General features: G+C 69.2%; 12 protein-coding genes. 5 read left to right on the forward strand and 7 right to left on the reverse strand.

Annotated features, from left to right (window positions below):
- Positions 1-428, forward strand: a 428-nt coding sequence (locus ACFWM7_RS14235; protein WP_383259997.1) for an IS5 family transposase, incomplete at its 5' end; no start/stop codon positions are given.
- Between the two features lie 52 nt (positions 429-480).
- Entirely contained in the window at positions 481-1041 is a 561-nt protein-coding gene (locus ACFWM7_RS14240) for a GNAT family N-acetyltransferase (RefSeq protein ID WP_383260000.1), read from the forward strand.
- Between the two features lie 26 nt (positions 1042-1067).
- Here the strand turns inward: ACFWM7_RS14240 and ACFWM7_RS14245 are convergent, their stop codons facing one another.
- From ACFWM7_RS14245 to ACFWM7_RS14275, 7 genes are all read right to left on the reverse strand, one after another.
- A complete protein-coding gene (locus ACFWM7_RS14245; protein ID WP_383260003.1) occupies positions 1068-2759 on the reverse strand; it encodes a type IV secretory system conjugative DNA transfer family protein in 1692 nt (563 codons plus the stop codon).
- 1 nt (position 2760) lies between these two features.
- Positions 2761-4188: an ATP-binding protein gene (locus tag ACFWM7_RS14250; RefSeq protein ID WP_383260005.1), complete on the reverse strand. Its 1428-nt coding sequence runs from the start codon at positions 4186-4188 to the stop codon at positions 2761-2763.
- Between the two features lie 123 nt (positions 4189-4311).
- Positions 4312-5862 (reverse strand): SCO6880 family protein, encoded by a 1551-nt coding sequence (locus ACFWM7_RS14255; protein WP_383260007.1) that lies wholly within the window; start codon positions 5860-5862, stop codon positions 4312-4314.
- Positions 5859-7157, reverse strand: a complete 1299-nt coding sequence (locus tag ACFWM7_RS14260) for a hypothetical protein (RefSeq protein ID WP_383260009.1) — start codon at positions 7155-7157, stop codon at positions 5859-5861. Before ACFWM7_RS14260 ends, ACFWM7_RS14255 begins: the two co-directional genes overlap by 4 nt.
- Positions 7158-7209: 52 nt before the next feature.
- Positions 7210-8079, reverse strand: coding sequence for a hypothetical protein (locus tag ACFWM7_RS14265; protein ID WP_383260010.1), 870 nt, complete (start codon positions 8077-8079; stop codon positions 7210-7212).
- Positions 8080-8267: 188 nt separating this feature from the next.
- Positions 8268-8576 (reverse strand): hypothetical protein, encoded by a 309-nt coding sequence (locus tag ACFWM7_RS14270; RefSeq protein ID WP_003968086.1) that lies wholly within the window; start codon positions 8574-8576, stop codon positions 8268-8270.
- A 334-nt stretch (positions 8577-8910) separates the two neighbouring features.
- Positions 8911-9471: a hypothetical protein gene (locus ACFWM7_RS14275; protein WP_383260012.1), complete on the reverse strand. Its 561-nt coding sequence runs from the start codon at positions 9469-9471 to the stop codon at positions 8911-8913.
- Between the two features lie 370 nt (positions 9472-9841).
- Here ACFWM7_RS14275 and ACFWM7_RS14280 point away from each other — a divergent pair, with 370 nt between their 5' ends.
- From ACFWM7_RS14280 to ACFWM7_RS14290, 3 genes are read left to right on the forward strand one after another with little or no spacing between them, the layout of a single operon-like run.
- On the forward strand, positions 9842-10258 hold the full coding sequence (locus ACFWM7_RS14280) for a hypothetical protein (RefSeq protein ID WP_383260015.1): 417 nt from the start codon (positions 9842-9844) through the stop codon (positions 10256-10258).
- Complete coding sequence (locus tag ACFWM7_RS14285) at positions 10255-12069, forward strand: alpha/beta hydrolase (protein WP_383260016.1); 1815 nt, start codon at positions 10255-10257, stop codon at positions 12067-12069. Before ACFWM7_RS14280 ends, ACFWM7_RS14285 begins: the two co-directional genes overlap by 4 nt.
- A complete protein-coding gene (locus ACFWM7_RS14290) occupies positions 12066-12626 on the forward strand; it encodes a hypothetical protein (protein ID WP_383260018.1) in 561 nt (186 codons plus the stop codon). The genes ACFWM7_RS14285 and ACFWM7_RS14290 overlap by 4 nt, the downstream gene beginning before the upstream one ends.
- The last annotated feature ends 247 nt before the right edge of the window (positions 12627-12873 follow it).

A 12873-nucleotide genomic window follows, 5' to 3' on the forward strand; every position in this document is an offset into this window, starting at 1 on the left:
GGGGTAAGTACGGCTCGAAGATCCACCTGATCACGGAACGGTCGGGTCTGCCCATATCCGTCGGCATTTCCGGGGCCAACTTGCACGACAGCCAGTCCCTGATCCCGCTCGTGAAGGGCATCCCGCCCATCCGCTCGCGTCGCGGGCGGCGACGGCGTAAGCCCGGCAAACTCCACGCCGACAAGGGCTACGACTACGCCCACCTGCGGCGATGGTTACGCGAGCGCGGCATCACCCACCGCATCGCCCGCAAGGGCATCGAGCCCTCACAACGACTGGGCCGCCACCGCTGGACCGTCGAACGCACCATGGCCTGGCTCACCGGATGCCGCCGCCTTCACCGACGCTACGAACGCAAGGCCGACCACTTCCTCGCCTTCACCAGCATTGCCTGCACCCTCATCTGCTACCGCAGGCTCGCCAAATGAGATGACTTCTTAGACGGTTGAACGTGGGGCGGACGGGAGTGAGGATCGGGTCATGGATTATGTGATGCGGGCTGTGCGGGCCGATGAATGGCCGCAGGCCAGGCAGTTGCGGCTGGACGCGCTGAAGGACCCGGCGGCCCCGGTGGCGTTCCTGGAGTCGTACGAGGACGCTGCGGCACGGCCGGACGTTTTCTGGCAGGAGCGTGCCGCAGATGCCGCCGAGGGCGGGGGCGGCCGGGTCCGGCAGTTCGTCGCGGAGTCGCCCGAGGGGGCGTGGGTGGGGACGGTCACCGTACTCGTCGAAAGCCCGGACGACGAGGTGCGCTTCGGGGACGCCCCTGCGATGGACCAGGCGCACCTGGTCGGTGTGTTCGTCCGGCCCGAGGTGCGGGGGACCGGGGTGACCGATGCGCTGTTCCGGGCAGCCGTCGCGTGGGCCTGGTCGCTGACCGCGCCCCGGATGGAGCGGGTGCGCCTCTACGTGCACGAGAAGAACCCGCGGGCCGCCGCGTTCTACCGACGGTTCGGATTCGTCCCCTCCGGGCAGCGGATTCCGGCCCCGGGCGACCGGGGGGAGCAGGAGTTGGAGTACGTACTCGCGCGCGAGGCGTAGCGAGTGGGCGGTCCTGGGGCTTTCGCCTAGCCGACACCCGGGGTGGGGGTGCGCAGGTCTTCCTGCCATCGGGCCCGGCCCTGTTCCCGGGAGCGGAGCAGCGCGAGGGCGGGCATGCCCCGGCTCTGACCTGTCGCCAGCAGCTCCGGGAGCTGCGGAAGGGGCGCCACGGCCGCGACGTCGTCCAGGACGAGCGTCATTGGTGGGTCGAGCCGACCGTCGGTTGACCGTGCGGCCATGCGGCGGCCGTGCTCGACCACGTCTGCGGCCAGCGCGGTGAGAAGGGGCATCGCGCCGGGGCGGGTGCGGGGGTCCTCGATGGGTTCGCCCACCAGGTAGAGCGTTCCCCCCTCGCGGGCAAAAGATTCCAGCGCGGCGGCATCCGATCGGTTGGGCGTGCAGGCCTCGCGGATGTGCACCGAGGAGAGCGCCGAGAAGGCCCGTACGGTCAACTCCTGCGCCACTTCGCGCCGTTCCGGGTACGCCGTGAGCGCGGACTCCAGCAGCCCGGCGAGTCCGGACGCCGCCTTGGGGTGCGTACGGAGGAGGCGTACCGGTTCGTGGGCGCCGGACCCGGAGGCCCAGCGCAGGACCTGGCGGAAGGGGCGGCCGTCCACCGCGGCGGCGTGCAACCAGCACTGGAGGAGCGTCTGCGCCGTGTCGGCCACCGCCGCGTCGATCCGGGCCTGCGGGCGTACCGGGGCGAGCAGGGCGGCCGCGCGGGCGGCGGCGATGTCGGGCGCCTCGCAGCCCGCGGTGGGCGACCAGTGGAGGCGGGCCGGGGTGTCGCAGAGGTGGCCCGGGTCGTAGACGAGGACCGGGCCGAGCTTGCTGCGCGCGTCCTTGGTCTCGGCCCAGACGGTGGGGTCCGAGGTGACGACGAGGGCGGGGCCTTCGGCGTCGTGGATCGCCTGGACGACGGTGGGGCGCCGGGCGGGGGCGGGGGCGTAGACGAGGAGGGGGGTACGGGGGGAGGGGAGAAGGGGGGTGCCTTTTTCGGCTTCGGCGGGAGGGGGCGCGTACGTGGGGGTGGGGGTGGGGGCGGTTGTGGTTGTGGGGGTGCTTACGGCTGGGGCGTGGGGGGTTGTTGGCGCTGGTGAAGGTGGGGCTGCTTGTGGTGGTGGGGGTGGCGGCTGGGCGTGTGCGTGTGGTGGTGCGTGTGGGTGTGGTGGTGCCTGCTCTTGTGCCGGTGCCGGTGCCGGTGCCGGTGCCGGGGCTGGTGCCTGCGCCGGGGTCGGTGTCGGCAGTGTCGGTGTCGGCTTCTCTGTGGGGAGCTGCTGCTCGTGTGCCGCGAAGGCCTGTTCCTCGCGGCGTCGTTCCCGTACGGCACGACCACGGGACACCACCCCGAGCGTGAACACCGTGAGGACCAGCAGCACCATCAGTTCGCCGATGAACAGGCCCCAGAACAGGCCGTATCCGGAGAGCTGGGCCGGAGGTGTCCCGGGCCAGGCCGCGGCGAGGTCCTGGGGGGCGGTGGCCAGTTCGCGCAGGGCGAGCGGGGAGCGGGTGAACGTCACGCCGTCCGGCCAGGCCCCGTGGGCGAACAGTCCGGCCAGGCCGGTGGCCGTCCAGGCGATCAGGGTGGCGGCGAGGAAGAGGGCCAGGAGGCCGATCAGCAGGCCGTCCGGGATGCCGCCGCTGCCCTGGGGGCGGCGGTCGTAACCGTCGTGCGGGGCGGGGTCGTTGCCCCGGCCCCGCGGTGGTCGGCGCGCCATGTCAGGCCACCGTTGACTCTGACGACTCGTTCATCCGTTGCTGGTGCTCGATCCGGGCCGCCCGTTGTTCCGCCTCCAGTTCGGCGGCGCGGATGTCCTCGGGGAGCAGGTCGTCCGGGTCCATGGCCGAGCCCTCGGTCATGGCGCGGTCGGTGAAGACCAGGGGGCGTTCGGCTTCGGTGATCAGGTGTTTGACGACCTGGACGTTGCCGTTGACGTCCCAGACGGCGATGCCGGGGGTGAGGGTCGGGATGATCTCGACGGCCCAGCGGGGCAGGCCGATGACCCGGCCGGTCGCTCTGGCCTCGTCCGACTTCTGGGCGTAGATCGTGCGGGTGGAGGCCATCTTGAGGATGGCCGCCGCTTCCTTCGCCGCCGCTCCGTCCACCACGTCGCTGAGGTGGTGGACGACGGCCACGAACGAGAGGCCGAGGCGGCGTCCGAACTTCAGCAGGCGCTGGAAGAGCTGGGCGACGAAGGGCGAGTTGATGATGTGCCACGCCTCCTCGACCAGGAAGATGCGCTTCTTGCGGTCGGGCCGGATCCAGGTGTGTTCCAGCCAGACGCCGACGATCGCCATCAGGATCGGCATCGCGATCGAGTTGCGGTCGATGTGCGAGAGGTCGAAGACGATGAGGGGCGCGTCGAGGTCGATGCCGACGGTGGTGGGGCCGTCGAACATGCCGCGCAGGTCACCGTCGACGAGGCGGTCCAGGACGAGGGCGACGTCCAGGCCCCAGGCCCGTACATCGTCTATGTCGACGTTCATCGCCTCGGCGGACTCGGGCTCGGGGTGGCGCAGCTGCTCCACGATGTCCATCAGGACCGGCTGGCGGTCGGTGATGGTCGCGGTGACGTAGGCGTGGGCGACCTTGAGCGCGAAGCCGGAACGCTCGTCCAGGCCGTGGCCCATCGCGACTTCGATGATCGTACGGAGCAGGGCGAGCTGGCCGGTGGTGGTGATGGACGGGTCGAGGGGGTTGAGGCGGATGCCGCCGTTGAGGGCTGCGGTCGGGTCCAGGCGGATGGGGGTTATGCCCAGCTCCTGGGCGATGAGGTTCCACTCGCCGACGCCGTCCTCGCCCTGGGCGTCGAGGACGACGACCTGGCGGTCGCGGAAGCGGAGCTGGCGCAGCACGTACGTCTTCTCCAGGGCCGACTTGCCGTTGCCGGACTCGCCGAGGACCAGCCAGTGGGGGGCGGGGAGCTGCTGACCGTACAGCTGGAAGGGGTCGTAGATGTAGCCCTTGCCGCTGTAGACCTCGCGGCCGATGATCACGCCGGAGTCGCCTAGGCCGGGGGCGGCGGTGGGGAGGTAGACGGCCTGGGCCTGGCCCGTGGACGTACGGACGGGGAGGCGGGTCGTCTCCACCTTGCCGAAGAGGAAGGAGGTGAAGGCATCCGACAATGCGGACAGGGGGTCTCGCATGGTGGGGGTGCCCTCTCTGGTTGCGGGTCGGGTTCGGTGTCTTTTGTGCGGGTACCGGTGTCAGCTTTGCGGGTACCGGTGTCAGCTTTGCGGGTGGTCGTGTCAGCTTTGTGGGTGGCCGCGTCAGCGGCGGATGCCGGTGGCGAACGGGAGGGTGTTCACGAAGGCGCGGTGGTGTTCGCGGTCGCACCACTCCAGCTTGAGGTACGACTTGCCGGCCGAGGCGCGGATCGTGCGCTTGTCGCGGGCGAGTGCTTCGGGTGAGCGGGACGACACCGTGATGTACCCCACCAGGTTCACTCCGGCGGCGCCGCTGGCGAGATCTTCACCCCGCTGGTCGAGCCGGCCGTGGGCGGCGATGTCGCGGGGGTCGACGGTGCGGTTCATCTTGGCCTGGCGGCTGGCCTCGGCGTCGTCGTTGGTCTTCTCGGTCAGCATGCGTTCGATGGCGACCTCGGTGGGTTCGAGGTCCATGCAGACGGCGACGGTGCGGATGACGTCGGGGGTGTGGACGAGGAGCGGGGCGAGGAAGTTGACGCCGACGGGGGTCATCGGCCACTCCTTCACCCAGGCCGTGGCGTGGCACCAGGGGGCGCGGGTGGTGGACTCGCGGGTCTTGGCCTGGAGGAACGTCGGCTCGACCGCGTCCAGTTCGGCGGGCCAGGCGTTGCGCTTGGTCATGGCCTGGATGTGGTCGATGGGGTGGTCGGGGTCGTACATGGAGTGCACGAGGGAGGCGACGCGGCTCTGGCCGAGCGGCTGGCGGACCCGGATGTCGGCCTCGGCGAGGCGGGCGCAGATGTCGGTGAGCTCGCGGGCCATGACGACGGCGAGGCCGGCGTCGCGGTCGAGCTTGCGGCCGCCGTGGGGGCGGGCGGCGCGGGCCATGGCGTTGGCCTCGGCGGCCAGTTCACGGCTGTAGTGCATGCAGGCGACGAGGTAGGCGCGGTGCTGCTCGCTGGAGGTGGAGACCATGGACTGGAGCTGGTCGTAGGACTCCTGGAGCCAGCCGGGGGACGCCTTGTCGCCGCGCTGGGCGACGTCCTTGGCGTGGGCGTCGGGGTCGGCGGGGAGGGTGCGGGCGAGCATCTGGAGGCGGGTGACGAAGCCGTCGCCGTTGGCCACGTGCTTGAGGAGGGTGCCGAAGCGGTCGACGAGGGCTTCCTGGTCCTCGCTGTCGCGGAGGCCGACGCCGGGGCCCTCGATCTCGATGGCGGCGGTGACCGTGCGGCGGTCGGCGTGGAGGAGGACGGCGATCTCGTCGGGGCCGAAGGGGGCGGCGAGCCAGCTGATCCGGCCGATGCCGGGGGGAGGGCCGATCTCGACCTCGCGGCCGTCGGCGCTGACGCCGGCCTCCATGGCACCGGAGCGGTAGGCGGTGCCGCGGCGCACGGAGCGCTTGAAGCTGCGGTTGATCTCGAACCACTTGTAGAAGGTGCGGCCCTTGTACGGGACGTACACGACGGCGAGGGCCAGCATCGGGAAGCCGACGAGGCAGACGATGCGGAGGGAGAGGACGGGGACGAGGAGTCCGCTCATCATGCCGAGGAACGCGCCGGCGATGATCAGGGCGATCTCGCCGGTCTCGCGGTTCTTGCCGACGATCGCGTTCGGCCGGGCGCGGCCGATGAGATACGTGCGGCGGGGCGTCATCGTGTGGGACTGGGTCGTCAACGCCCTCCACCTCCTGTGCTCGAGTTACCTGTGGTGCCTGAGCCGCTTCCCCTGAAGGGGCGGCTGCTGTGGGGGGTGCCGGAGGTGGGGCCGGAGCCTCCGCTGCGGGGCGAGGGTGCGGCGGAGGGGACAGATCCGCCGCCGACCCCGCCGCCTCCGCTTCCGCCGGAGGTGCGGGAGCTGTGGGCGGCGACGCCGCCGCTGGCCGGGTTGGCGGGGCGGGCGCCGCCTCCGCCGCTGTTCTGGTCGTTGCGGCCGCTGTGGGTCTTGATGCCCTGGGAGACGAGGGCGGCCGGGGAGCTGATGAGGGCGGCGGCCTGGGAGCCGTCGGTGGCCTGCTTGCGGTTGGTGCGGGCGCCCTGGATCTCGTCGCCGAAGCCGGGGACGAAGCGGTAGATCATGGCGGAGGCGAAGATGGCCAGCAGGATGATGGAGAGGCCGGAGACGACGGCGGAGAAGGCGTCGGGGCCGTCGCCCGCGGAGAGTGCTCCGGCGAGGCCGAGGACGATGACGATGACCGGCTTGACCATGATCACCGCGATCATGATGCCGGCCCAGCGGCGGACGTGGCCCCACATGTTCTTGTCGACGAGGCCGGCGTAGACGACGATTCCGAGGAGTGCGCCGACGTAGAGCAGGGCGGCGCGGATGACGAGCTCCAGCCACAGGATGCCGGCGGCGAGGATCGAGACGAGCGAGACGACGATCAGCATGATCGGCCCGCCGCCGATGTCCTCGCCCTTCTTGAGGGCTTCGGCGAACGAGCCGAAGAAGACGTCGGTCTGGCCGCCGGTGGCGGAGGAGATGACCTCGGTGACGCCGTCGGTGGCGGAGACGATCGTGTAGAGGATCAGCGGGGTGAAGGCCGAGGCGAGGACGGTGAGCCAGAGGAAGCCGACGGCCTCGGAGATCGCGGTGGTGAGGGGGACGCCGCGGATGGCGCGCTTGGCTACGGCGAGGAGCCACAGGACGAGGGTGAGGATGGTGGAGGCCGCGAAGATGACGGCGTACTGCTGGAGGAACTTGGGGTTGGTGAAGTCGACGTTGGCCGTGGACTCGACGGCCTCGCTGAGCTTGCCGACGATCCAGGAGGCGGCGTCGGCGCAGCCTTGGGCTAGGGAGGAGAGGGGGTCGAGGGCGTCGGTGGGGGGGACGTCCTGGGTGCGTGCTCCGGCTCCTTCGCCGCCTTCGCAGTAGTCCTTGGCGGGGCCGACGATCAGGTCGCACCTGTCCTCGTCGGACGGTGTCGGTGTAGGCGTGGGAGCAGCGGCGGCGCGACTTGCCGTGCCCACCATGAACGTGAGGGCTCCCGTGAACAAGACAGCCACTGCGGTTGCCGGCCGCGCCTTAGCGAGCATAGGTGAACCCCCCGAACTCCTGGACTGCCTTGGCCATTTCGTCAGCGCTTGAAGCAGTGCGATCCATGTTCACAGGAGAAGGGCCGTCTTTCTGGGTGAAGCTCTCGACTTTCCAGTCGTTGTCTACCCAGCGGAGTTTTAGCGACATCGTGAACCAGTCATTGCTCACCGGGTTGGTCGAGCTGACACCGGCAGTGCCGAACACTCCGGTGCACCAGACCTCGACGGTGGCGGATGACGCCGCGTAATCGGTCACTTTGGTTCCGACAGGTGCTGTTCTCGAAATGTAGGTCAGCCCGTCAGGGGCATTACCGTCTTCATCCAGACCTACTCTGTCGAGAAAGTCCTTGTCGTATGCCTGATCAAACTTTACTTTGAGCTCGACTGCCTTATCAGCAGTGAAGATGCGGTTCACGATGTCTGAACGTTGCTCAGGCTTGAGGATCTCCGCGGACACCAACGCCACGGAGTAATTCGCCGCCGCGCTCTGCGCCCCCTGCTCATCCTGGGCGAAGCCGGAGGCGATCGTGCCGTTCTTGCCCTCGACGGGCTTGGTGCCGGTGGCTGCCGTGGGGGCGCTTCCTGCGGCTCCGGAGGTCTTGGCGCCGGGGGAGGCGTCGTCCTCGCTGCCACCGCCGCGGTTGGCGAAGGCGATGGCAGCGACGAGGAGGACCACGATGCCGGTGATCGTCACGAGGGAGCGGGAGTTGCGGACGGGGCGGCGCGTGTGGGGGTGGCCCGGGTCGCCGTCGGGGAGACGGGTACGGGTCTGACGCGTGCCGCCGAGCGTGCTGTACGGGTCGTCCGGGCGGCTCCCCTGGTCCTTGCCGCGGTAGTCGTGCTCGTCACCGGGACTCATGCCGCGTTCGCTCCCTCGGTCGTGTGCCGATCCGCGCAGGACGACGGTAGCTGTGCTGGTTGCCGCTTGAACGCGGTGTGGTGACTCGACATCAGGGAAACGCAACCTCAGCCGGTGGGCGCGACGGGCGGGTGGTGGGGAGCGGGTCGGGGCTGGGACGGCCCCGGACCGGGATGGCCGATGGTGGGTCAGACGGCCATTCCGTACACGATGGTGAACAGGGTTCCCAGGGAGCCGATGATGAAGACCCCTGTCAGCCCCGCCACAATCAGGCCCTTGCCCTGCTCCGCGCTGAAGGTGTCGCGCAGCGCCGTCGCTCCGATGCGCTGCTTCGCCGCGCCCCAGATCGCGATGCCGAGGCAGAGCAGAATGGCGATGGCCATCACCACCTCGATCATGATGCGCGCCTCGTTGCCCAGCGTCCCGAACGGCCCCCAGTCCGGAGCGATTCCGCCGATGATGGTGGTGATGTCGCCCTTCTCTGCTGCCAGGATCATGTAAGTCACCGCCCCTGTTGGGTAGTTCGCTGCCCGTGCCGTCCGGCATGGGTCGCCTTCTATCTTCGCTGATGAAACCGCGCTCGCACGACGCCTTCCCGGGTCTCTTTACCCGGATCTCGCACGTTTGACCGGGGCGACCGCCCTGACCTGCGGCTCGTCCCGGCTCCTCGCGCATATGCCTGGTTACTCTGTGTATCACGGGCTGTGACCAGGAGCAACGACGGAGGCCATGGGTTCTGATGCGGTTGCAGCGTTCGCGGAGGCACGGCGTGTTCGTATGCGCCGTTCGAGAGCCGTCGGTGCGCCGGTCGGCACCGTGTTCGATGTTCCGTCAGGTCCGCCGGGTGCAGCGGTAGTAGGAGACGGTGACAGCCCCGAGGAGCGGTCCCCAGAGGACGAGCGGCTGGTAGATGACACCGACCAGGAGCCGGCCGGTGGGGGTCATGTCCGCGTGGGGGTACGTCCACCACAGCGGCATGGCAGCCCAGATCGCCGTCAGCGCGAGGGCCCCGGCGGCGGCCGGTACGGCGGCGGCCAGGGGGCGCACGGGGCGGCCGCCGATGAAGGGTACCCAGCGGGGCGCCGTTTCGCCCCAGGGCCGGACCAGGCCGAGGCTCAGCAGCGCGAGCAGCTCGGAGACGACGCTCAGTGTCAGCATCCACAGCTTGGCGCCCGGGGTGTCGAATGGTACGAAGCCGGCCTCGGTGTATCCGGACGGGAAACCGCACACCATCGCCAGCCGCCACAACCCGGTCGGCAGCACGATCAGCGTGATCAACTGCGCGGCGCGGGCCGCCCACCGGGGCGGAGGCGGGGCCGGGGCCGGGGGCGGGGTAAGCGGAGGAGGGGGCGCGGGCGTGGATGCGGCGGGCAGTTCCTTCCGGGTTTGCATGCGATCCATCGTGTTCCGGGTGTTGTGGCGGCACATCAGCTTCTGTAGCTGAGTGCGCTGTTCATCGGTACGTGGTTCGGGGCGGGGTCTCCGCCGCGCGGCGGAGGAGGACCGAGACCCGTGGGCCGCGTGCGAGCGATCACCGCCGGGTGTGGGCGCCGGTGCCGGTGCGTGTCCGTGTGCGCGGTCGTGCGCGCCTCCCCCTTCGTTCGGGTGAACCGCGCGGCTCCACGGGAACGGGACCTCCGCTTCGCACGGCCGGGAACCACGGGGCCGGGTGCGTACGGAGACCCGTGCCCCGCGTGTTGACGTACGGCATGTCGCGCACCGCGCATTTGGCACAGTGCCGCTCCACGATCAGGAGAACGGGGTGAGCGGTGTGGGTGGAGTGACCGTGGTCGGGCAGCCCAACGACGGCTGGGAGCGGCTGGGGGTGCCGGCCGGCCAGGCGGGCGGGGCCGGGGGTGGGGACCTTCTGCACAGCGGTGGCCCGTGGCAGCGGGCCGCCGGAGGAGCCGATCAGCTGGTCACGCTCCTGGGACCGGTCAAGGGCGACTTGGAGACGGCGCATCAGGGCTTGACCGCCGGGGCCGGAGCGCTGTCCGCGCTGGCCGAACTGAGCACCGTACGGGCCTCGTGGGAGCGCCGGATCGAGGGGGCGCGCGCCGAGTGCGGAAGCCTCGCCGGGAAACTGCGGGCGGTCACCCGGGGCCAGTCGCAGACCAACGAGGCGGTGAAGAGCGGCTTCGACAGGGTGAAGACGCCGAACGTCAGCGGCGCGCGGTGAGCGGGAGGGGCGGCGGTGCGGGCTCTGCCCTGACCTGGGCGGCGTTACGTGAGGTGAAGTGCGCTGAACTGGAGCAGGCGGCAGATGGCTGGGGGCGGGTCAGCAACCGTGCCGACGCGGCCCGGGACCGCATCGAGGGCCAGTTCCTGCCCGGGCTGGGTGAGACGCAGAAGGGGGAGGCGGCGGGTGCGGCCGTGGGGCGGCTGCGCCGGCTGGGGACGAACTTCCAGTACATCTACACCGAGTGCGGGCTGCTGCGGACCACGCTGAACAGCCTGGCCCATGAGATCAAGACCCAGCAGCGGGTGTTGGAGGGGGCGCTGGACGACGCGGAGGCGCTGAAGTTCACGGTGCACGCGGACGGTTCGGTGACGTATCCGGCGGCGGGGGAGGGCCTGGTCGACGGGAAGCCGTTGGCGGGCGGGACGACGTCCGGGGTGCCGAATCCGGGGATGGTCACTCCTTCGGGGCTCGTCGCGCCCAACCCGAACGCCGGCAAGGCCCAGGACATCGCGGACCGGGTGGCGCAGGCGGTACGGACGGCGGCCGATGCGGACTGGCGGTACTCCAGGATCCTGCGGTCGCTGAAGGCTCATGAGGGCCTCGGCGTTCCTGCGGCGACGTGGACGGACGCCGCGGCCGACGCGGAGGCGGTGCGTGGGGCGGCGCGCAGCTACCTGAAGGACGCGATCCCGCACGACGCGAGCCCGGCCGAGCGCAAGGCATGGTGGGCGGGCCTGACGGACGAACAGCGCGAGGAGTACCTCGCGGTGTACCCGGATCAGATCGGCAACCTGGACGGGATCCCGGCCCTGGTACGGGACGCGGCGAACCGGGACAACCTCCAGCTGCTGATGGGGAAGCTGGAGGGGCGGGACGACGACGATTCGACGACCAAGCTTGCGGCGCTGCGCGAGATCGACCGGCAGTTGAGGGGAGTGCCGAAGGCGGGGGAGCCGCCCATGTACCTGCTTGGGATCGGGGATCAGGGGAATGGGCGGGCGATCGTCTCTTACGGGAATCCGGATACGGCGCGGAACGTGGCGGCGTATGTTCCGGGGCTGAACACTTCGTTGGATAAGGCGTTTGCCGAGGGGGACCTGAAGCGGGCGCGTGACACCGCTGCCGCAGCACGGGATATTGACCATTCGAGTGCCGTGATTACCTGGCTGGGGTATGACGCGCCGCAGAGTCCGGATGGCTGGAGCAGTTTGTCCGTTGCTGGCACTGAGCGAGCGGAGGTTGGTGGTCGCGCGTTCAACGGATTCATGGCCGGTTTGGTGGCGTCAAACGACCACGTTGATCCGAACCTAACGGCTATCGGGCATTCCTACGGGTCACGAACAGTTGGAGCGGCGACGCAGCAGGAGGGTGGAATTCCTGGTGTGACGGACATCGTCCTGGTCGGCAGTCCTGGCGTGGGTGTGGACCGGGCCGAGGATCTGGGAGTGGGAAGGGGCCACGTTTACGTGGGTGCAGCAGAGAACGACGTGGTGACTAAACTTCCGGCAAGTGAGCACGCGGTGATCTTGGGAGTAGGGCGTGCTTTAGGCCCGGTTGGTTCCGTGGCAGTTGACCTGGTGAACGGAGGTGATTCCGACCTATGGTTCGGAACGGATCCGGCGAGCGCAGAGTTCGGTGGTCGGCGCTTCCGTGCGGATGACGGACCTCCGTTGATTGGTCCTGGGCGCGTTACTTCCGATGCGCATTCGCAGTATTTCGATCCGGATCTGGACTCCTCATCTGCCAACAGTATTGCGCTGATTGCTGCCGGGCGCGGGCATGAAGTTAAACAGGAGCGGCCGCGGTGAATCTCCATCTGCGAACTCTTGTGCTGGCCCTCGCTGCTGGAATCGTGTCTATGGGGTGTACCAAACAAGAGGAGGACGCATTGGATATGCAGGCTACCGCAGTGCGCTCAGATGTGATTCTTGACGCGGTGCTTCGGGAGATCCGTCCGGAGGTGCATTGGACTCACGGTTTCACTTCAACGGGTATGTGCGAAGTGACGCGAAGGCGCGTTGTCATGACGAACATCTCGGAGGAGCGGAGGGGGAGCTTTCTAGGGGTGGTCGATCGCTTCTGGCGTAAGAGTGGGTACCAGATGACCGCGGTGAACAACAGTGCTGAGTTTCCGGCCATCTATGCGCGCACCATCGACGGGTACAGGATGAGTCTGCGTATTGGTGGCAAAGGGCAAGCGTTCTTCCAGGTAGATACGCCCTGTGCCAAGAAGTCGGAAGTGCTGGATTCCACCAGCCAGGCCACGGCGCCCGTGTACGAGGGTGTGGAGTTCATCCCCCGCCCCAACATCCACTCCGACTTCTGGTCGGCAGGTGCTCCCGGGGTGGCGGGAGGGGGGTCGTGATCGAGGCGTACTGGCTTAACTGGGGTTATAGGCAAGGGCTTTGAGCCCCATGTTGGGTCCTGGGGCCCATGTCGTGTCCCCTGCCTGTGTGGTCGCATACGCGGAGTGACTGACCTGTCGCGCGTTCCGCCCACTCGTGAGGTAGGGGACTGCTCTTGTCCGGCATACGAAGAAGCGCAGTTCCTGTTGGCATCGATGTAAGCGCTGCCACAGCGGGTTCGGGCGGGCGGTTGATGCTGAGGACGCA

It is taken from the genome of Streptomyces sp. NPDC058375, assembly GCF_042723425.1.
GTDB classification, from domain to species: Bacteria; Actinomycetota; Actinomycetes; order Streptomycetales; family Streptomycetaceae; genus Streptomyces; species Streptomyces durocortorensis.